Annotated in this window: 24 protein-coding genes, 1 tRNA gene and 1 pseudogene; 20 read left to right on the top strand and 6 right to left on the bottom strand. The window is 52.3% G+C overall.

From position 1 onward, the window contains the following. Nucleotides 1-63 precede the first annotated feature (63 nt). The 17 genes and pseudogenes from gamL (at nucleotide 64) to KGP21_RS07975 (ending at nucleotide 8,239) form a co-directional block, all read left to right on the top strand. Complete coding sequence (gene gamL / locus KGP21_RS08055) at nucleotides 64-354, top strand: host nuclease inhibitor GamL (protein ID WP_223537794.1); 291 nt, start codon at nucleotides 64-66, stop codon at nucleotides 352-354. Beyond that, nucleotides 354-1,286 carry a recombinase RecT gene (locus KGP21_RS08050; RefSeq protein ID WP_223537792.1) on the top strand — a complete coding sequence of 311 codons (933 nt, stop codon included), beginning with the start codon at nucleotides 354-356 and terminating at the stop codon, nucleotides 1,284-1,286. Before gamL ends, KGP21_RS08050 begins: the two co-directional genes overlap by 1 nt. After that, nucleotides 1,283-1,966: a lambda exonuclease family protein gene (locus tag KGP21_RS08045; RefSeq protein ID WP_223537789.1), complete on the top strand. Its 684-nt coding sequence runs from the start codon at nucleotides 1,283-1,285 to the stop codon at nucleotides 1,964-1,966. Before KGP21_RS08050 ends, KGP21_RS08045 begins: the two co-directional genes overlap by 4 nt. Then, nucleotides 1,966-2,139 (top strand): hypothetical protein, encoded by a 174-nt coding sequence (locus KGP21_RS08040; RefSeq protein ID WP_223537785.1) that lies wholly within the window; start codon nucleotides 1,966-1,968, stop codon nucleotides 2,137-2,139. Before KGP21_RS08045 ends, KGP21_RS08040 begins: the two co-directional genes overlap by 1 nt. Then, nucleotides 2,136-2,537, top strand: a complete 402-nt coding sequence (locus KGP21_RS08035; RefSeq protein WP_223537782.1) for a hypothetical protein — start codon at nucleotides 2,136-2,138, stop codon at nucleotides 2,535-2,537. Before KGP21_RS08040 ends, KGP21_RS08035 begins: the two co-directional genes overlap by 4 nt. Further along, nucleotides 2,534-3,241, top strand: a complete 708-nt coding sequence (locus KGP21_RS08030; protein WP_223537780.1) for a hypothetical protein — start codon at nucleotides 2,534-2,536, stop codon at nucleotides 3,239-3,241. The genes KGP21_RS08035 and KGP21_RS08030 overlap by 4 nt, the downstream gene beginning before the upstream one ends. After that, the gene (locus KGP21_RS08025) at nucleotides 3,241-3,429 is read left to right on the top strand and encodes a hypothetical protein (RefSeq protein WP_223537777.1); all 189 of its coding nucleotides are present in this window, start codon (nucleotides 3,241-3,243) and stop codon (nucleotides 3,427-3,429) included. Before KGP21_RS08030 ends, KGP21_RS08025 begins: the two co-directional genes overlap by 1 nt. 103 nt (nucleotides 3,430-3,532) lie before the next feature. Beyond that, nucleotides 3,533-3,919, top strand: coding sequence for a hypothetical protein (locus tag KGP21_RS08020; protein ID WP_223537775.1), 387 nt, complete (start codon nucleotides 3,533-3,535; stop codon nucleotides 3,917-3,919). After that, nucleotides 3,919-4,071 (top strand): hypothetical protein, encoded by a 153-nt coding sequence (locus tag KGP21_RS08015; protein ID WP_223537772.1) that lies wholly within the window; start codon nucleotides 3,919-3,921, stop codon nucleotides 4,069-4,071. The genes KGP21_RS08020 and KGP21_RS08015 overlap by 1 nt, the downstream gene beginning before the upstream one ends. After that, entirely contained in the window at nucleotides 4,068-4,286 is a 219-nt protein-coding gene (locus KGP21_RS08010; RefSeq protein ID WP_223537768.1) for a hypothetical protein, read from the top strand. Before KGP21_RS08015 ends, KGP21_RS08010 begins: the two co-directional genes overlap by 4 nt. Further along, nucleotides 4,276-4,815 carry a hypothetical protein gene (locus KGP21_RS08005; protein ID WP_223537766.1) on the top strand — a complete coding sequence of 180 codons (540 nt, stop codon included), beginning with the start codon at nucleotides 4,276-4,278 and terminating at the stop codon, nucleotides 4,813-4,815. The genes KGP21_RS08010 and KGP21_RS08005 overlap by 11 nt, the downstream gene beginning before the upstream one ends. Then, nucleotides 4,785-5,084 (top strand): DUF4406 domain-containing protein, encoded by a 300-nt coding sequence (locus KGP21_RS08000; protein WP_223537762.1) that lies wholly within the window; start codon nucleotides 4,785-4,787, stop codon nucleotides 5,082-5,084. The genes KGP21_RS08005 and KGP21_RS08000 overlap by 31 nt, the downstream gene beginning before the upstream one ends. Beyond that, nucleotides 5,074-6,096 carry a DUF551 domain-containing protein gene (locus KGP21_RS07995; RefSeq protein ID WP_223537760.1) on the top strand — a complete coding sequence of 341 codons (1,023 nt, stop codon included), beginning with the start codon at nucleotides 5,074-5,076 and terminating at the stop codon, nucleotides 6,094-6,096. The genes KGP21_RS08000 and KGP21_RS07995 overlap by 11 nt, the downstream gene beginning before the upstream one ends. 27 nt (nucleotides 6,097-6,123) lie before the next feature. After that, the gene (locus tag KGP21_RS07990) at nucleotides 6,124-6,357 is read left to right on the top strand and encodes a hypothetical protein (RefSeq protein ID WP_223537757.1); all 234 of its coding nucleotides are present in this window, start codon (nucleotides 6,124-6,126) and stop codon (nucleotides 6,355-6,357) included. Between the two features lie 286 nt (nucleotides 6,358-6,643). Further along, nucleotides 6,644-6,841, top strand: a complete 198-nt coding sequence (locus KGP21_RS07985) for a hypothetical protein (RefSeq protein WP_223537754.1) — start codon at nucleotides 6,644-6,646, stop codon at nucleotides 6,839-6,841. Further along, a pseudogene (locus tag KGP21_RS29745) lies at nucleotides 6,819-6,944 on the top strand (helix-turn-helix domain-containing protein); the annotation flags it as partial. The gene KGP21_RS07985 and the pseudogene KGP21_RS29745, both read left to right, overlap by 23 nt. A gap of 131 nt (nucleotides 6,945-7,075) precedes the next feature. After that, entirely contained in the window at nucleotides 7,076-8,239 is a 1,164-nt protein-coding gene (locus tag KGP21_RS07975) for a site-specific integrase (protein ID WP_223537751.1), read from the top strand. Nucleotides 8,240-8,254: 15 nt separating this feature from the next. Here KGP21_RS07975 and KGP21_RS07970 read toward each other — a convergent pair. The 3 genes from KGP21_RS07970 to KGP21_RS07960 all read right to left on the bottom strand — a co-directional run bounded on the left by KGP21_RS07970 (nucleotide 8,255) and on the right by KGP21_RS07960 (nucleotide 8,994). Continuing rightward, nucleotides 8,255-8,331: transfer RNA gene (locus KGP21_RS07970), tRNA-Arg, on the bottom strand. Nucleotides 8,332-8,473: 142 nt separating this feature from the next. After that, nucleotides 8,474-8,785: a hypothetical protein gene (locus tag KGP21_RS07965; protein ID WP_209528426.1), complete on the bottom strand. Its 312-nt coding sequence runs from the start codon at nucleotides 8,783-8,785 to the stop codon at nucleotides 8,474-8,476. Continuing rightward, nucleotides 8,782-8,994 carry a hypothetical protein gene (locus tag KGP21_RS07960; RefSeq protein WP_209523136.1) on the bottom strand — a complete coding sequence of 71 codons (213 nt, stop codon included), beginning with the start codon at nucleotides 8,992-8,994 and terminating at the stop codon, nucleotides 8,782-8,784. Before KGP21_RS07960 ends, KGP21_RS07965 begins: the two co-directional genes overlap by 4 nt. Nucleotides 8,995-9,222: 228 nt before the next feature. On the opposite strand from KGP21_RS07960, the gene folD reads away from it, so the two are divergent. Continuing rightward, nucleotides 9,223-10,089 (top strand): bifunctional methylenetetrahydrofolate dehydrogenase/methenyltetrahydrofolate cyclohydrolase FolD, encoded by an 867-nt coding sequence (folD, locus tag KGP21_RS07955; RefSeq protein WP_021805409.1) that lies wholly within the window; start codon nucleotides 9,223-9,225, stop codon nucleotides 10,087-10,089. An 11-nt stretch (nucleotides 10,090-10,100) separates the two neighbouring features. Continuing rightward, nucleotides 10,101-10,313 (top strand): ribosome-associated protein YbcJ, encoded by a 213-nt coding sequence (ybcJ, locus tag KGP21_RS07950; RefSeq protein ID WP_021180059.1) that lies wholly within the window; start codon nucleotides 10,101-10,103, stop codon nucleotides 10,311-10,313. 70 nt (nucleotides 10,314-10,383) lie between these two features. On the opposite strand, the gene KGP21_RS07945 is transcribed toward ybcJ, so the two are convergent. From KGP21_RS07945 to KGP21_RS07935, 3 genes are read right to left on the bottom strand one after another with little or no spacing between them, the layout of a single operon-like run. Next, nucleotides 10,384-11,097 carry an MgtC/SapB family protein gene (locus KGP21_RS07945; protein WP_094981159.1) on the bottom strand — a complete coding sequence of 238 codons (714 nt, stop codon included), beginning with the start codon at nucleotides 11,095-11,097 and terminating at the stop codon, nucleotides 10,384-10,386. Nucleotides 11,098-11,105: 8 nt separating this feature from the next. Further along, nucleotides 11,106-12,341, bottom strand: a complete 1,236-nt coding sequence (locus KGP21_RS07940) for an MFS transporter (RefSeq protein WP_021180061.1) — start codon at nucleotides 12,339-12,341, stop codon at nucleotides 11,106-11,108. 11 nt (nucleotides 12,342-12,352) lie between these two features. Next, complete coding sequence (locus KGP21_RS07935) at nucleotides 12,353-13,174, bottom strand: MBL fold metallo-hydrolase (protein WP_223499064.1); 822 nt, start codon at nucleotides 13,172-13,174, stop codon at nucleotides 12,353-12,355. Nucleotides 13,175-13,541: 367 nt separating this feature from the next. On the opposite strand from KGP21_RS07935, the gene KGP21_RS07930 reads away from it, so the two are divergent. Then, nucleotides 13,542-15,719, top strand: a complete 2,178-nt coding sequence (locus tag KGP21_RS07930; RefSeq protein ID WP_223537748.1) for an extracellular solute-binding protein — start codon at nucleotides 13,542-13,544, stop codon at nucleotides 15,717-15,719. The last annotated feature ends 24 nt before the right edge of the window (nucleotides 15,720-15,743 follow it).

Genomic DNA, 15,743 nt, shown 5'->3' with positions numbered 1-15,743 from the left:
CATTGAGCGCAAAGACGACAACTTATTCCAAGTATCACGCTGCCTATTTTATCGGGGGTTGAAATGAATCCGTATGCGAACTACGACCGGGCCGAAGAGGTTCGAGAAAGCAAAAGTGAATACGAGCAATCCAAGAGCGAGTGGATTCGCGATAAGGCCGATGAGCTTTCTAAAAAGTGGCCTGAGTTACTCAGCGATTTTGCTAACCCGTTCCTGCGCTCTGGATTGGGCCTCTACGGCGATGGCGCACAGGATGCATACGCTGACATGGTTGAGCGCATTTGCCTTGCTGAGGCAACCAGGCAGGCCAGCGAGAACGAGTTTTTGAACGGAACATTCAGGGAGGTGGCGTGATGAATCAGCAGTTAGTAACTCAGGTACACAGCCTGATTAACCCGCTGAAAGCTGAGTTTGAACAGATGTGCTCAGAGCCGAGCATAACGTTCAAGCGTGAGGCGGAGTTTGCAATGCAGATTTTCGCCAATAACGACTATCTGGCCGGTGTTGCTGTTCAAAACCCAGTATCAACCTGCAGCGCCATCAAGAACATCGCAGCGATCGGGATAACGCTTAACCCAGCGCAAAAGCTGGCCTACATGGTGCCACGTAAAGGCGCTATCTGCCTCGATATTAGCTACATGGGCCTGATGCACATCGCGCAGCAATCAGGCGCGATTAAGTGGTGCCAGTCGGCAATCGTGCGCAAGAACGACAAGTTTATGCGAGTGGGCATCGATAAGGCCCCACGGCATGAGTTTAACGAGTTCGACACCATAGAGCAGCGTGGCGATGTTGTTGGTGCTTATACGGTAGTCAAAACGGACGAAGGCGACTACCTGACCCACACAATGAGGGCTGAGGATATCTATTCGATTCGCGACCGCTCAGAGGCTTGGAAGGCGTTTAAATCGAAAGGCAAGGCCTGCCCATGGGTTACCGACGAAGAACAGATGATATTGAAAACTGTTGTTAAGCAGGCGGCAAAGTATTGGCCTCGTCGTGAACGCCTGGATGCTGCCATTGACTACGTAAATACCGAAAGCGGTGAAGGTATCAACTTCAACCAAGAACGGAGCCAGGAACGCGACGTATCCCCCGCTACGCTGGAAACCCTGCAAACCATCACCGACCTTCTCACTCACATGGATAAAACATGGGAAGAGGACATGCTTCCACTGTGCTCACAGATATTCCGCCGCCCTATTGCCAAGGCTGAAGAACTGACAGAGACAGAAGCTATCAAGGCCCATGATTTTCTATCCAAAAAGGCCAAGGTGGCAGCATGACACCAGAAATTATTCTGGAGCGCACCGGCGTGGATGTGCTCAAAGTCGAGCAAGGTGATGAAAGCTGGCTGCGGTTAAGGCTTGGCGTAATCACCGCCTCTGAAGTTTCGAACGTCATATCAAAGCCCCGCAGCGGAAAGAAGTGGTCGGATATGAAGATGTCCTACTTCCACACGCTGCTTGGCGAGGTATGCACCGGCGTGGCCCCGGAGGTTAACGCCAAGGCGCTGGCATGGGGCAAGGAGCACGAGGAATCAGCACGGATGCTGTTTGAGTTCACCACCGGTGTGAATGTGGCGCAGGCCCCGATTCTGTTCAAGGACGACACGCTACGCACGGCCTGCTCCCCTGACGGTCTATGCAGTAACGACTACGGCCTAGAGCTTAAATGCCCTTTCACCTCCCGCGACTTTATGAAATTCCGCCTTGGCGGCTTCGATGCTATCAAGGTGGCTTACATGGCTCAGGTGCAATTCAGCATGTGGGTAACCGGAAAGGATGCCTGGTTCTTTGCTAACTATGACCCGCGAATGAAGCGTGAAGGGATTCACCACGTTGTCGTTGAGCGCGATGAAAAGTACATGGCTGAGTTTGACGAAATGGTGCCTGAGTTTATCGAAAAGATGGACGAGGCGCTGGAAGAAATCGGCTTTGTATTTGGCGAACAATGGAGGCGCTGATGGCTGAAAAGTGGGAATCCTACGAACTTCAATTCATCAGGGAGGTGGCTGGAATTATGCCTGCCTCCCTCATCGCAGAAAAGCTTGAGCGCACCCAACGAGGCATTCAACGAATGGCCCGGAAGATTGGCGTCAGTTTGCGCTTGAAGCTTGAACAAAAGGAACAACCATGAACGTACTGACTTACGAGCAACTCAAGCAGCGGCTGGATGCTGTTGTTGCTGAGCGCGATGCGCTAGCGGCGGAGAATTGCATTCAAGACTTCATCATCACTGCAGTTAAAGATTTAGCCCGCGATAGCGAAGGTGTTATCGGCTGGCATCTCAACGGTGACGTTGCTTCATGGGATGAAGTTCTACCGGAACTATCCGACAGCGAAACCCCCGCCACCGGCGCAGCACTGGCAGAAGTAGAGGCTAAAGCGATTGAGAAGTTTATCGCGAAGAAGCTTAAGCAACTCGAAGCCATGCACCCGGATACTCACGCATTCGGCGCCACAGCTATGTCTATTCGGTCGCAGATTAACGAGCTGCAAGCGTACGTTGTCGAGCTGCGGGAGGGCCGGGTATGAAAGAGCGTCCAATGCTTTTCAACGGCGACATGGTTCGCGCAATCCTCGATGGACGCAAGACGCAGACGCGGCGAGTGATGAAGCCACAACCGGAGCCATGCGATTACGTCGATGAGCATGGGAAGCCTCGTGGTGGTCATTCGTGGCCTAGCAATATCTTTCAAACGATGCTGCATGTCGAAGAGGAATTGCAGAACGGAAAAGGTGACTGGGTTGGCTTGGTTGGCGATGCCTGTCCATTTGGTGACATTGGGGATCGGCTTTGGGTGCGTGAAACATTCATGGATTTGACCGGCACCGGTATTGAAGCCATTACCGGCCAGTTTGAGGGGTATACATACCGCGCTGATACCACTCCCTATGGTGATGAAGTCCGCAAGGAGTACAAGCTCAAGTGGACGCCATCACTTCACATGCCACGTAAAGCCTGTCGCCTGGTGCTGGAAATCACCGCCGTTCGCGTTGAGCGCCTGAACGATATCAGCGAAGAGGATGCCAAGGCAGAGGGTGTCGGTTCTGCAACATGGTTTGCAGCCAATGGGGTGCCAGAAGATAAGTGGGAAAGCCTTGGCGAGCATGAGGCATTGCAGCCGAGCCATATCAACCGGTTTGCCACGCTCTGGGAGTCCATCTATGGAGCTGAAAGCTGGCAGGCTAACCCATGGGTGTGGGTGATCGAATTTAAGCGCGTGGAGGCCCGGTGATGGCAACTAATAGCGAACTGAAGCGCTGCGATACTTGCAACGGGTACGCAGGCGAACCGAGAAAGCTAAAAATCGGTGACAAGTGCGAGTTTGTTGTTGAAACCCGCAACGGTCGCAGCACCCGATTATCTGTCCGGGTTGGCAAGTTGTTGCAGGTGTTTGGCCCGGGTGAATATTCGGTCATCTAACGCAAAACCCTCTACAGCACAAACAGCATTTCACACCCGGATGATCCGTCGCCGATCAGTTTAGCCATGTTCGGTCGTTGCACGTGTGACAGCGAGGCCCATCATGAAGAGTGATAGCGAACTGAAAGCGTTTAGCGTCCAGGCGGATGAGTTTGGTTGCATCCGCTTTGCCAAAAACCATGTTACGGCGCGGCGTGAAGGTGCCAACGAGCTGGAAGTTGAATTTGGCGATATTGTCTCTTGTCGTCGCGTTCCTGAGCTTGATAGCTACGCGGCCACCGGTAACGTGCCTTGGAAAGTCCTTATCACCGAGCACGGTTGGAGTCAGGAATGCGGCTACTGCAATCGCATTGTTTATGCAGATTCAGAAGGGTTCGTTTTCGATGATGAGAAAGGCCAAGCCTATTGCAGCATTGAATGCCAAGCGCGGCATGAAAACTACGACCGTGAAGTGCTGGGCGGGCAGCACACACAGGGGGAGAGAGGCTAATGGAAAACGGAAAAATAATTGCTTGGCGTTATGAGATTTGCAACGTTGGCGGCCAGTGGGTTGAGGAACAGACGCCACACAAGCCAGATGAAGAAATGTTTGCTGTTCGCAATGTCTTGCCAGTGTACGCCCAGGAGGAAGCAAAGCTATGAGTAAATACATTTCATCACGCATTCAGCCGTTAAGAGAGCTTCTGAACAAACCTAGCGTTTTCCCTGGCAAGCAATCGGCATTGGTGACAGTAGCAGTTCCTGAAGATATGGCCGACCTATGCCGGTTTGTCGCCAAGAACCCAGGGTTACTTTCAATGCTCATCGGGTATTACGACACGGCAACGATGATGCAGGAGCAACAGCATGACAGATAAATTAGAAGCACTTAGCCAGCCTGTATTTGAAATAGAAGTATCTGGCAATACATGGCTTAACTGCTCGGCAGAAAATCTGACACCAACAGAGCGTGCTGATTTTAGTGACTGGCCGGATGGAATAAACAAGCTCTACTCGCAAGAGTACGTAACCGCACTGCTGGCAGCGCTGGAAGAGAAAGACCAGCAACTGGCGCGGTATTCAATGAGTGCGGGGCAAGCCGATCAGCGCCTTTGTGAAAGCCGTGCTGTTCGCATTGCGCTTGGCTTTGGCGAGGATGCCATTGATGTAGCTCCTACTGATTTGGTGGAGGCTATACAGGTAATCAGGAGGCGCGCAGAGGAAGCAGAGCAGCGACTACAGCAGCCTATCAAGTTGCCGAAATCCGGAATCGGCATGGCATGTAAGTTTGTTGGTGACCAAATAGTAGTAAGCCTTGCGGCAGTGCTGGTAGAAACAGCAATGGCAGGCTTTAAGGCTGAGGTCGAGGGGGAGTTATGCACAAAACATACATCGCCGGGCCAATGACCGGTATCGCAGAATTTAACAGGCCTGAATTTTTCCTCATGGCCGATCATGTTAAAGCGTGCGGTGAAGTTCCGCTGAACCCGGCAACCCTTCCAGACGGCCTGACGCAAGCAGAATACATGGATATCTGTATCGCCATGATCCGCTGCGCAACGAAAGTTATTTTCCTCAAAGGTTGGCAGGATTCACTTGGCGCTCGCGCTGAAATGGCCTTGGCTGAGAAATTGGGATTAGTAATTGAACATCAGGGGGTGATGCATGAACATTAACGACACAGGATTAACTAACAACCCGGACAATCTTCGTGAATTAGCGAGAGATCCGGAACATCTAAAAAAACTTGTTGCTCTATGGGCCGATAACACATTCGTTCACCACTTAGCCGCCGAGCTGCTGGCTGTAAGGGAGGCGCGGAGTGTGCCGGTGACAGATGAAATCTACGCCGAACTCTATCGTTTGCGCATAGAAAATAAAGGTCCAGATGGGTTCGAAACATGGAGGGACGCCGCTGTTTTCGAGCGCACTCGTCGCGCAGATGCTGAGCGCAACATGAGTGGCGAAGAAATGACATATCTTGAGGCTATGTCACTACTTACTGCTGAAGATGCGCAAAATTTAAGTGCGATAGAAGCATTCCGGCGGGGAGCCAATTACAACGGAAAAATCAATGCGCATGCCCTACGTAACTCAATGCGGTATCAGTATCTACGAGATAAAGACGCATTTGGGGCAGAAAATGAACCCGGCCTGGCTGGGTGGAATGAGTTAATTGAATTAGAGGGTAATGAATTTGACGCTGCTATAGATGCAAGGATGGCGCACCCAGATATTGCATACACCGCCCCGCCTGCGCCTGCGGTGCTTGATGAAATGACACTTGAAGAAGCCGTAAGCACTGTATGGAGTGATGTCAGTATCGATATTGATGCGCCTGGCTCGGTGTATCTCGCAGGCTGGATGGCGCACCGCGCCGAAATGCTCCAGTCCTGCGATGCAGTTCGCGACCTATCAACACCAGTAGACCCACAGATTGCAGAATACGAGCAAAGCGTGCTCCGGTTGTCCGGTAACGCCGAACCTGTAAGCCAGGGTTACACGTTACCTGCCGGGTGGATAGCTTGCAGTGAGAGAATGCCCGTAGATAACGATCTTGTGTTGGTGTGGGATGGAAAATACAGATACACATGCTTCCGCATGTTTGGTTTCTGGCAATCGAGAATTGACGAAACAACCATAACCCACTGGATGCCACTACCAGCAGCACCTACCCCTACCAAGTAATCCCCCTTCACTCTTCGGGGTACCCCTATGAACATCATCAGTGTGCAGTTACCCAGCGCATTATTTGCTGCCGGGCGTGTTTCTACGGACGAATTAAGCAGCGTTATCCATCAGGGATTGTGGAAAAAGACCGGCGTGATGCCTGCTCCGGTTGTTGTTTCTCTGCATGACAAGAAGGCCACGCTAACGTCGGGCTGCGAGGCTGGTGATGTTCTGGAAATCTTAGGCCTAGGAGACAAACAATGCACGCAGACAAATTAGACCAAGCTTCTGAGCTTGAGCAATTCAACATTCAAGTAGCGCTGAACTCTCGGCAGCACGAGCCTGCACCATCACCCATCTGCCTAAATGGCGATTGCGGTGAGCCATCAGTGCCAGGAACCAACTTCTGCTGCAAAGAGTGCAGGGAAGATAACGAGCGCCATCAGTGGAGCCTGAAGAATCGGAGGGTTGCATGAAGATTAGAGTTGATTGGGAGGTGGTGATAGTCATCGCGCTATTGTGCGCTGCGGCGGCGATATTGGGGATGGGTATGGAGGGGTAAGGCGTGGACATACTCACAAACAACGTTATCCGTAGCCAGGCCAAAGAAGCCATCAAAGAATTCAGCCAACCAGGCAATACACTCACCTACCGGCAAATCCTCGATAAACACGCTCTGAAGGTTGCACACTTGCTGCCAACAAGGCCACCAGACTGGCTGCAGTTGAATTGTGTGTGTCATGAGGTATACGCAGAGAAATAAAGAGGTAATAGTGGATAAATACAGCCTCACAATGCAGGAGGCGTGTGCTTTCCTGGGTGTATCAAGACCAACGCTAACGCAGATGATACGCTCAGGACGGTTAGCAGCATCCCGCAAAGACCCCAGTAAGCCAAAGTCGCCCTATCTCATTACTCGTCACGCATGCATTGCCGCAATAAACAATCCGATCCACACTGTCGCCGTGAGCGCGGCTGATAAACATGAGGATAAACCATGTCCATCTTCCGCAGAGGTAAAATCTGGTATGCAAGTTTCACGCAACCAGGCGGCAAGCGCATTAAGGAAAGTCTTGGCACAGAAGACAAACGCCAAGCGCAGGAGCTGCACGACAGAAGAAAGGCTGAACTGTGGCGAATAGATAAGTTGGGGGAGGTGCCGGACGTCACTTTCGAAGAGGCGTGTTTGCGCTGGCTCGAAGAGAAGGCCGATAAGAAGTCGCTGGATGATGATAAGAGCCGGATGGGATTCTGGCTTTTGCATTTCGAGGGAGTGAAGCTGAAGGATATAACTGAGGCAAAGCTCTACACGGCGATCAGCAAGATGACGAACCGACGAGCAGCTGAAAACTGGAAGTTGCGAGTTGAAGCCTTGGCAAGGAAAGGTCTTGAGGTTCCTGAGCATAAGATTCAGCAGGTTTCGACATCCACGAAAGCCAAGCACCTGGCTTTGATGAAGTCTCTGTTAAGGGCCGCTGAGCGCGATTGGAAGTGGTTAGAAAAGGCACCAGTAATAAAGGTGCCGCAGGTTAGAAACAAGCGAGTGCGGTGGCTTGAGCCTGTGGAAGCTCAGCGCCTGGTTGATGAATGTCCCGAACCGTTGAAGTCCGTTGTTAAGTTCGCGCTTTCCACTGGGCTTCGTCGTTCGAACATCATCGACCTGGAATGGTCACAGATTGACATGCAGCGCCGGGTGGCGTGGATACACCCGGAGCAGAGCAAGTCATCAAAGGCGATCGGCGTCGCTCTCAACGATACCGCTTGCCGGGTACTTCGTGACCAAATAGGGAAGCACAACAAATGGGTGTTTGTGCATACCCAGGCAGCAAAGCGATCTGATGGCACCGCTACGCCGATTGTCAGAAAGATGCGCATTGACTCAAATACAGCGTGGAGGCTAGCACTACAGCGAGCAGGGATAGAAAACTTCCGTTTCCACGATTTGCGGCACACATGGGCGAGTTGGTTAATTCAGGCCGGTGTCCCGCTATCTGTTCTGCAGGAAATGGGGGGATGGGAGTCTATTGAAATGGTGCGTCGGTATGCCCATCTAGCACCAAGTCATTTGACCGAACATGCGCGCCAGATTGATGCGATTTTTGGCGTTAGTGTCCCAAATCTGTCTCACCTGGAAAAACAAGAAGGAACAAATTATGCTTAAGTCTATGATTCAAAATGGTACGCCCTACAGGGCTCGAACCTGTGACCTACGGCTTAGAAGGCCGTTGCTCTATCCAACTGAGCTAAGGGCGCATTGAAATGCGGATGCGGCAACCGAGGTTGCGGAGTTGGATTATACGGTCAGAGGTTATCGAGTCAATGCCTTTTGACAATGTGACGGCGGCAGAGGTGTTTTATGGCGATTTTTCGCACACAAAAGCTATGATAAGTCACCCTAACGCGATGATCTGGCTACGCTAATCCCCTGCCACAATACCTTCTCATCAACCGCTTGTGGTTCAGCCGCCGGTGCCAATAAGCGTGGGCGTGGGTTTGGCCCCTGCCCTGCTTTTTGCGACAAGCAGGCACGAGCCGATCGCACCACGGCGTTAATATCCCCCCAATCGGCCTGCGGAACGTTTAGCACATTACAGGTCCGCGCCAGCATTGCCCTCGGCAACTCACTGGCTGGCAAGACATTCATCGATGCCAGGCAAAGTGGCGTAGCAAGCAGCAATGCCAACAGTAAAAGAGCGCTACGCATCATTGGCGGCCCCTTTTGTAGCACTGCGCCATGCGCTGGCTCCAGGAAGGACGGCCCTCTTTCGGCTTACAAAGCCGATGTAATGCCTGCAACAACGCCACCTGCGTCGGATGCAGTGAGGAATCAAACACCGTTTCACCAATATGCCGCTGTTCATCTGGTGGATTTCCACCAGGTTGATGCAATGGATAGAGCCGAGTAATCGTCTGCATGATCCTGCCTCCATAGGCCCCAAACACTAGGGGCAATGGGTAAAGCCTAAAAGACTGTGGGTAAAAAAAGCGTAGAGGATCATTCCGTTGGTGTAAAAAATGTCTAAACCGCGACGCAATCGTGTGCTTATTCTCTGCATTAACCCGATCGAAAGCCTGACAGCGCGCCTCTCTTCTGCCAAAATAGCGCCATCCCCCGCTTTTCTTAAATGATGGATTTCCTCACTGATGGCAGCAAAGATTATTGATGGCAAAACGATTGCGCAGCAGGTTAGAAACGAAGTGGCTGAGCAAGTGAAACAACGTCTGGCAGCTGGCAAGCGTGCGCCGGGCCTGGCGGTGGTACTGGTTGGTGAGAATCCGGCTTCGCAGATTTATGTCGCCAGCAAGCGCAAGGCCTGTGAGGAAGTGGGCTTTATCTCCCGCTCTTACGATCTGCCCGCCTCCACCACCGAGCCTGAACTGCTGGCGCTGATCGACAAATTAAACGCCGATAAAGAAATTGACGGCATTCTGGTGCAACTCCCTCTGCCTGCGGGCATTGATAACGTGAAGGTACTGGAGCGCATCAGCCCGGATAAAGACGTGGACGGTTTCCACCCTTACAACGTCGGCCGCCTGTGCCAGCGTGCGCCTAAACTGCGCCCTTGCACCCCACGCGGTATTGTCACCCTGTTGGAACGCTATAACATCGATACCTATGGCCTGAATGCCGTGGTAGTGGGTGCCTCCAACATCGTTGGCCGCCCGATGAGCATGGAGCTGCTGCTGGCGGGCTGTACCACCACCGTCACGCACCGCTTTACCAAAAACCTGCGCCACCATGTAGAAAATGCCGATCTGCTGATCGTGGCCGTGGGCAAACCTGGGTTTATTCCAGGTGATTGGATCAAACCGGGTGCGATCGTGATCGATGTCGGCATCAACCGCCTGGAAAGTGGTAAAGTAGTCGGCGACGTAGACTTCGAAGCCGCAAGCGAACGTGCGGCCTTCATTACTCCGGTCCCAGGTGGCGTCGGCCCCATGACCGTTGCTACACTGATCCAAAATACCTTGCAAGCCTGCGAGGAATTTCACGACGTTCAACCTAACTAAGTTAAGGCAGTATGGAAATTTTCAATCTGGAAGGTCACCCTCATGTCGAACTGTGCGATCTGCTGAAGTTCCAGGGCTGGTGTGACAGCGGCGGTGCCGCGAAAGAAGTGATCGCCGAAGGGCAGGTCAAAGTAAACGGTCAGGTCGAAACGCGTAAGCGCTGCAAGATCGTTGATGGCCAGAAGGTCAGCTACAAAGGCATGAACGTCACGGTTAAAGCCTGATTGTTCAAGCGCCAGGAAAAAAATGCCGGGTTGGCTAAGCTACCCGGCATTTTTGATCTACTCAAACCTGTTAATGCTCCAATGCAACGAAGCACACGTGTTGCATAGCACGCAACGTGCCATACAGTTCGTCCAGGGTCGTCCTTTTCCTTACCGTTAGCTTAAAGTTAACTTCAATCTTGTGCTTTTTGACGTCACGTATCGTCATTGCATCAATCAGGTTTCTTTGCTGATTGAGCTGGGCCATCAAGCTGGCTAGCCCTGCCTGCTCATCGAGTATCAGCCGTACTTTGACCTTCCCCAGATAGTGATCCCTCGATTGCAGCAGGAAAATATAGGGGCTGATTTTTATCGCCAGTAAAAACAGTGCAGTAGCCAAGATTGCGTGCAAATAAAAACTGGCTCCGCAGGCAATCCCCACTCCCGCCGATGCCCAAACGATCGCGGCGGTCGTCAGACCGGAAATGGCGTCATCACGGCGGTGCAAGATCACCCCAGCACCCAGGAAGCCCACCCCACTGATAATCTGTGCGGCCAACCGCATGGGATCGCTGCGAATATTGACGGATATCTCGGCGTAATACTCCGCAGACTGAATCGACACCACCGTTAATACGCAGCTGGCGACGGCAATAATCACACAGGTTTTAAACCCAACGGGCTTGCCCTTGGATTCACGTTCCAGGCCAATCACGCCCCCCAGAACAAACGCCGCGACTATTTTGCCTACCGTCGCCAGATGGAGCGGCCCCAACCCGCCCAGCACCGATAACCAGCTGTCCATGTTGCTTCCTATTGCTGCGCAGGCTTCATTGCCGCCGGCGTTTTCTGTTTAGAAAGATCGTCCTTAAAGAAAATAAAGAAGAACACCGAGACAACGGCGGCGATAATCGCCGAGAACAGCCAGAAGCTTTCCCACTGCGGTAATGCCTGCGGGCCCTGCTCAGTCACGGTGCTGTTGAAGATCTGGCCGCAAATGGTGGACGCGAACAACAAACCAAAACCATTGGAGACGATAAAGCGCAGACTCTGGGCCTGAGCTTTGATTTCGGGCCGTGCTTTACGGTCGACATAGATGTCCCCTACCGTAAAGAAGAAGTCCCAGCAGAAACCTTGCAGCATCAGGCCAATGAGGACAAACGTCATGTTGGCGTCAAGCGCCGCCTGAGAGAACAGCACCGAGCGGATGATCCAGCACACCGCGCCCATCATCAACGTCACCTTGAAGCCCGCTTTCAGTAGGAAGAACGAAAGCAGGAACATAAACACCACTTCACAGGCGATCCCTACCTGCATCATGGAGGCGGCGTTATCAAACCCGAGCGCTTTCAGGAACACAGGTATATAAGCGGAATAGGCGGTTTTGGGGATCATCAACACAAAGATGCTCAGCATCAGAATGGAGAAGTTACGATCTTTAAATAACGACAGCGCATCCAGGCACAGCAGATCGCGCAGGGTGAAGGTGCTGCCCTTGGCCTTCGGCGGTGTATCCGGCAAGGTAAAGCAGTACAGCCCCAACCCTACCCCAGCGGCCGAAGCAATGTACCAGGTCATGGTATCGCCGGAATATCCCATCTGCCCGATGATGAAACCTATCGCCATAAAGCCGAAGGTGCCAAACACGCGGATCACCGGGAAGTACTTCACGCCGTTGATATGGCTAAAGCTGATGCTGTTGGCCAGCGCGGTAGTCGGATAGAACAGCAACCCGACCAGGAAGATCATCACCAACGTCATGGTAGTGTCCTGCGCCTCGATAAACTGCGGTACACACAGGATCACCCCGGCGTTGATCAGGTGCAGGATCGCCATGACTTTCTGAGAAGCAAAGAAGCGATCTGCAACCATGCCGATAAACAGCGGCGAGAGTATCGTTGCCAACCCCAGCAGCGCATAGGATGAACCGATAATGGCCGCCATACCGTAGGTACTCAGCACCAGGCCCATCGTCATATTCCAGGCACCCTGCATGAAATACTGCACAAACATCATGATCAGCAGGCGAGGAGTCTTGTTAAAGTCCATGAGATCTCCCCCTATGCCACGTTAACGGTCAGGCCGTCATACGCAACGGTGATGTTTTTATCACGACAGGCCGCCACCAGTTCCTCATGCAGCAACTTGCCGCTGTGAGAAATATGTGACACCACGATCTGGCTGTCTGAATGCAGGCACTCCATCGCACGCAGCTTCTCTTGGGCGGCAAACACGGTTTCCAGGCTCATATGATTGTCAGTGCGATCGTCGCCGTTGAAACCGTAGGTGCATTCCAGCACCACCAAATCCAACGCTTTGCCCTGTAGCCACTGCCAGGTGAGTTCAGGGAACCAGCCAGAATCATGACCATAAAAAATCGTCTGGCCGTCTTTTTCGATCACATACACGTAGCACAGCTCCCACTTGGCATGGTTAGCCAGCAGCGGTGTGATCTTGTAGCCATGGCTTTCTACGGTGACAAAAGGCACCAGGCAGTGGAAACCAAAACGCTGTTTGCTGTAACCCGGTAATACCGCAGCACAACCGTTGATCGCCCGGTCGTTACCAAAAATCTCCAATGGATGGTCGATATCGAAGCCGTAGCCCTCCATGCGGCTAAACAGCTCACCGACGTTGAAGTGATCTGGATGTGTATGGGTAAACAGCAGGTCGGTGAAGCCACTCGCGTCCAGCCCATCACGCAACAGCTGTTGGCTGAACTCCGGGGCGACGTCGATCAACATCACATCATCAATAATCGCCGAAGAGTGGGTACGCAGATCTTTCCCCTTGAGAAAACGGGCCTGTTGGCAATGTTCACAGCGGCAAAACGGATTAGGGATCCCTTCAGAGGCAGCCGATCCCAGGAAATGTATTTTCATTTTTTATCCTTTTTATTCAGTACATTACTGACCTATCGTTCCTATCGCCTTCGTTAAGGTGAACCATGAAGGTGATTTTGGAACGTGTCAATAATAATCCCGAGGCCAAAAAACGGTTAACACTGCAATGCATATTGGTGATCGGCTTCAAAAATTTAATTTAATATTCAGCAAAATCAATTCACTAAAAATAACATTTGGTCATTATTACGTTTTTCATCAATTTAGTGACATCGGTTTAATTAAGTACAAATAACAGTCACTTAATTATGGAACGATCCAAATTTCATGCTTGGATAGAAATCGAGATAGCGGAGCGCTCATGCCGGTGTTAGCATCAAAACAGGCGGCTCAAAGCGGTGGGAAAATGGCAACTATCAAGGATATAGCGAAGCTGGCGGGGGTATCTCATGGCACCGCTTCCAACGTGCTCAACGGGCGCGGCAATGTCAGCGTTGAAAAGATCGAGGCGGTCAAACAGGCCGCCCAGCAAATGGGTTATCAAATTAATGCCCAAGCGCAGTCGCTACGCGCCAGCAAAAGCAGTGGCGTTGCGCTGATCCTGCCCGATATCAACAGTGAGCAGTATCACCAGCTCTACCGCGGGCTTCAGCAATCGTTACGATCTTCTTTCCCAGGCGATCTGGATCTTTACGTCACTAACGATCTGCCCTCTGCCGAAAGAGATATCTTGCAGACGCTGGCCGCAAAATCCTACCAAACCATCGTTACGGTCTCCTGCCTTGCCGACAGCGAAAGCTATTATCAGACACTGCGGCTGCCAGCGGATCAGATCCTGTTTGTCTATCGCCATCCAGCGCAGGCCAAGGCCACATTCAACCTGAACTTTTGCCTGGCTGGCCAAGCCATTGCCAGCGAGATCGCCCGCGCTCAGCCCGCACACGTTGGCGTGCTTTGTGAGCCACTCGCCTATACCAACGGCCAGTGTTTTGTCGAGGCATTGAAAGCTACGCTGGCACAGTTAAGCCCATCGACCCAGCTCACTGTCGTGCCATCACCGGCCAGTGAATGTCACACCGCCGCTTTCGCTTTTTTTGCTGGCCAGCCGCCACAGGTACTGATTGCTCAAGACAGCGATAAAGCCCGTTGCCTGACGCAGGCGGCCTATCTGGGGAGCGCGGTCCCCTGCCCGCCGATCTGGCAACTCAGCGATAACGAACCCGCCGTAGTAGCCAATCAGTACCACTATCAGATGGATTACGCCCGGCTGGGTCTGGAAATCGCCCGTTATATCTGCGGATTAGTGACACTGGCCGATGAGCAGATACTGGATAGCCGCGGCTTTGCTCTCAACGTTCAACCCATGCCCGCCGTTTCTGAGCAGGTTGAAACGCTGAATATGCTGATCTTGCCTAGCCCCTCCACCGATGCGCTGAAAAAACTGTTGCCGCATTTCTATCGCCAGACCGGTATCAAGGTGAATCTCGCGGTTTATCCTTATGATGAAGTGTTTGAGATCCTCTCGAATCTGCATCTGCATCCTTATTACGATTTGCTGCGTATCGATATGGCCTGCCTCCCCTGGTTTGCAGAAAAGGCCCTCACGCCGTTGGCAGAAATTTCCCCAGCGCTAACAGGACTACTGGATAACTTCTCGGAAGAAATTGGCCATCATTTCAGCCAGATTGACGGCAAAGCCTATGCGTTGCCGTTTGATGCCAGCACCCAGTTGCTGTTCTATCGCCGCGATCTGTTCGAAGACCCCACGGTCAAACGCATGTTCTATGAGAAATCCGGCAAGGAACTGAAGATCCCGACCAGTTTCGACGAATTTGATGACATTACGGCCTTTTTCACGGCAACTCATCAACCCGGTAACCCGCAGCGTCCGATAGGTTCATCAACGACTCTCGGTAGTTCCGGGTTAATTGCTACCGAGTTTCTGCTGCGCTATTACGCATTAGGTGGGCGGCTAGTGCACCAAGACAAACCGGTGCAACTGGAGGCAACATCAGCCATCGAAGCGTTGCGGCAATATCAGCAACAGCTTACCGTCACCACCAATCTCAACAGTGAATGGTGGAACGCTGCGGTGGCCCAGTTTGAGCAAGGCCAAGTGGCGATGCTGATCATGTATATGAATCTGTTCAACGACGTCGCCCACAGCCCTCTATCACCGGCAATAGGTTACGCGCCAGTTCCGGGCAACATCCCGCAGATGGGCGGTGGCTCGTTAGGCATGTCTCGTTTCAGTGATAAGAAGGCGCAGGTAGAACAGTTCTTCCGTTGGCTGTATTCGGCTGAAATTACCGAGCATCTGGTGCTTTTGGGCGGTAACAGTGCCCACCGCAGCATCTATCAGAATCAGCGCATCCTGCATCTCTATCCGTGGTTCAACCTGCTACGGGATAATCCTAGTACCGGCATCCGTGAATCTCGGGGTTTACAGGGCGAGTTGTTCAACCTGCGCCATGCGGAGATCATTATCGGCCAGGGCGTGACCAACGTGGTGAACAAGATAATGGATCCGCAGCAAGCCATTGATTACATCAATCAGCGACTGGTCAATGAAACTCAAGCCTGAAGGAAGCCATGTTTGCCACCTTAC

The sequence above is a fragment of the Serratia sp. JSRIV004 genome (assembly GCF_019968705.1).
GTDB lineage: Bacteria > Pseudomonadota > Gammaproteobacteria > Enterobacterales > Enterobacteriaceae > Chania > Chania fonticola_B.
The sequence above is the reverse complement of the archived record's forward strand: the minus strand, read 5'-3'. Positions and strand labels throughout refer to the sequence as shown.

Bases quoted from the DNA above. Each gene is read 5' to 3' on its own strand.
- KGP21_RS07990 (WP_223537757.1), top strand. From the start codon at position 6,124: ATGAACATCATCAGTGTGCAGTTACCCAGCGCATTATTTGCTGCCGGG.
- KGP21_RS07935 (WP_223499064.1), bottom strand. From the start codon at position 13,174: ATGAAAATACATTTCCTGGGATCGGCTGCCTCTGAAGGGATCCCTAAT.
- KGP21_RS07995 (WP_223537760.1), top strand. From the start codon at position 5,074: ATGAACATTAACGACACAGGATTAACTAACAACCCGGACAATCTTCGT.
- folD (WP_021805409.1), top strand. From the start codon at position 9,223: ATGGCAGCAAAGATTATTGATGGCAAAACGATTGCGCAGCAGGTTAGA.
- KGP21_RS08005 (WP_223537766.1), top strand. From the start codon at position 4,276: ATGACAGATAAATTAGAAGCACTTAGCCAGCCTGTATTTGAAATAGAA.
- KGP21_RS08030 (WP_223537780.1), top strand. From the start codon at position 2,534: ATGAAAGAGCGTCCAATGCTTTTCAACGGCGACATGGTTCGCGCAATC.
- KGP21_RS07975 (WP_223537751.1), top strand. From the start codon at position 7,076: ATGTCCATCTTCCGCAGAGGTAAAATCTGGTATGCAAGTTTCACGCAA.
- KGP21_RS08035 (WP_223537782.1), top strand. From the start codon at position 2,136: ATGAACGTACTGACTTACGAGCAACTCAAGCAGCGGCTGGATGCTGTT.
- KGP21_RS08000 (WP_223537762.1), top strand. From the start codon at position 4,785: ATGCACAAAACATACATCGCCGGGCCAATGACCGGTATCGCAGAATTT.
- KGP21_RS08015 (WP_223537772.1), top strand. From the start codon at position 3,919: ATGGAAAACGGAAAAATAATTGCTTGGCGTTATGAGATTTGCAACGTT.
- KGP21_RS08020 (WP_223537775.1), top strand. From the start codon at position 3,533: ATGAAGAGTGATAGCGAACTGAAAGCGTTTAGCGTCCAGGCGGATGAG.
- KGP21_RS07945 (WP_094981159.1), bottom strand. From the start codon at position 11,097: ATGGACAGCTGGTTATCGGTGCTGGGCGGGTTGGGGCCGCTCCATCTG.
- KGP21_RS08025 (WP_223537777.1), top strand. From the start codon at position 3,241: ATGGCAACTAATAGCGAACTGAAGCGCTGCGATACTTGCAACGGGTAC.
- KGP21_RS08050 (WP_223537792.1), top strand. From the start codon at position 354: ATGAATCAGCAGTTAGTAACTCAGGTACACAGCCTGATTAACCCGCTG.
- KGP21_RS07960 (WP_209523136.1), bottom strand. From the start codon at position 8,994: ATGCAGACGATTACTCGGCTCTATCCATTGCATCAACCTGGTGGAAAT.
- KGP21_RS08040 (WP_223537785.1), top strand. From the start codon at position 1,966: ATGGCTGAAAAGTGGGAATCCTACGAACTTCAATTCATCAGGGAGGTG.
- KGP21_RS08010 (WP_223537768.1), top strand. From the start codon at position 4,068: ATGAGTAAATACATTTCATCACGCATTCAGCCGTTAAGAGAGCTTCTG.
- KGP21_RS07965 (WP_209528426.1), bottom strand. From the start codon at position 8,785: ATGATGCGTAGCGCTCTTTTACTGTTGGCATTGCTGCTTGCTACGCCA.
- KGP21_RS08045 (WP_223537789.1), top strand. From the start codon at position 1,283: ATGACACCAGAAATTATTCTGGAGCGCACCGGCGTGGATGTGCTCAAA.
- KGP21_RS07930 (WP_223537748.1), top strand. From the start codon at position 13,542: ATGGCAACTATCAAGGATATAGCGAAGCTGGCGGGGGTATCTCATGGC.
- ybcJ (WP_021180059.1), top strand. From the start codon at position 10,101: ATGGAAATTTTCAATCTGGAAGGTCACCCTCATGTCGAACTGTGCGAT.
- gamL (WP_223537794.1), top strand. From the start codon at position 64: ATGAATCCGTATGCGAACTACGACCGGGCCGAAGAGGTTCGAGAAAGC.
- KGP21_RS07940 (WP_021180061.1), bottom strand. From the start codon at position 12,341: ATGGACTTTAACAAGACTCCTCGCCTGCTGATCATGATGTTTGTGCAG.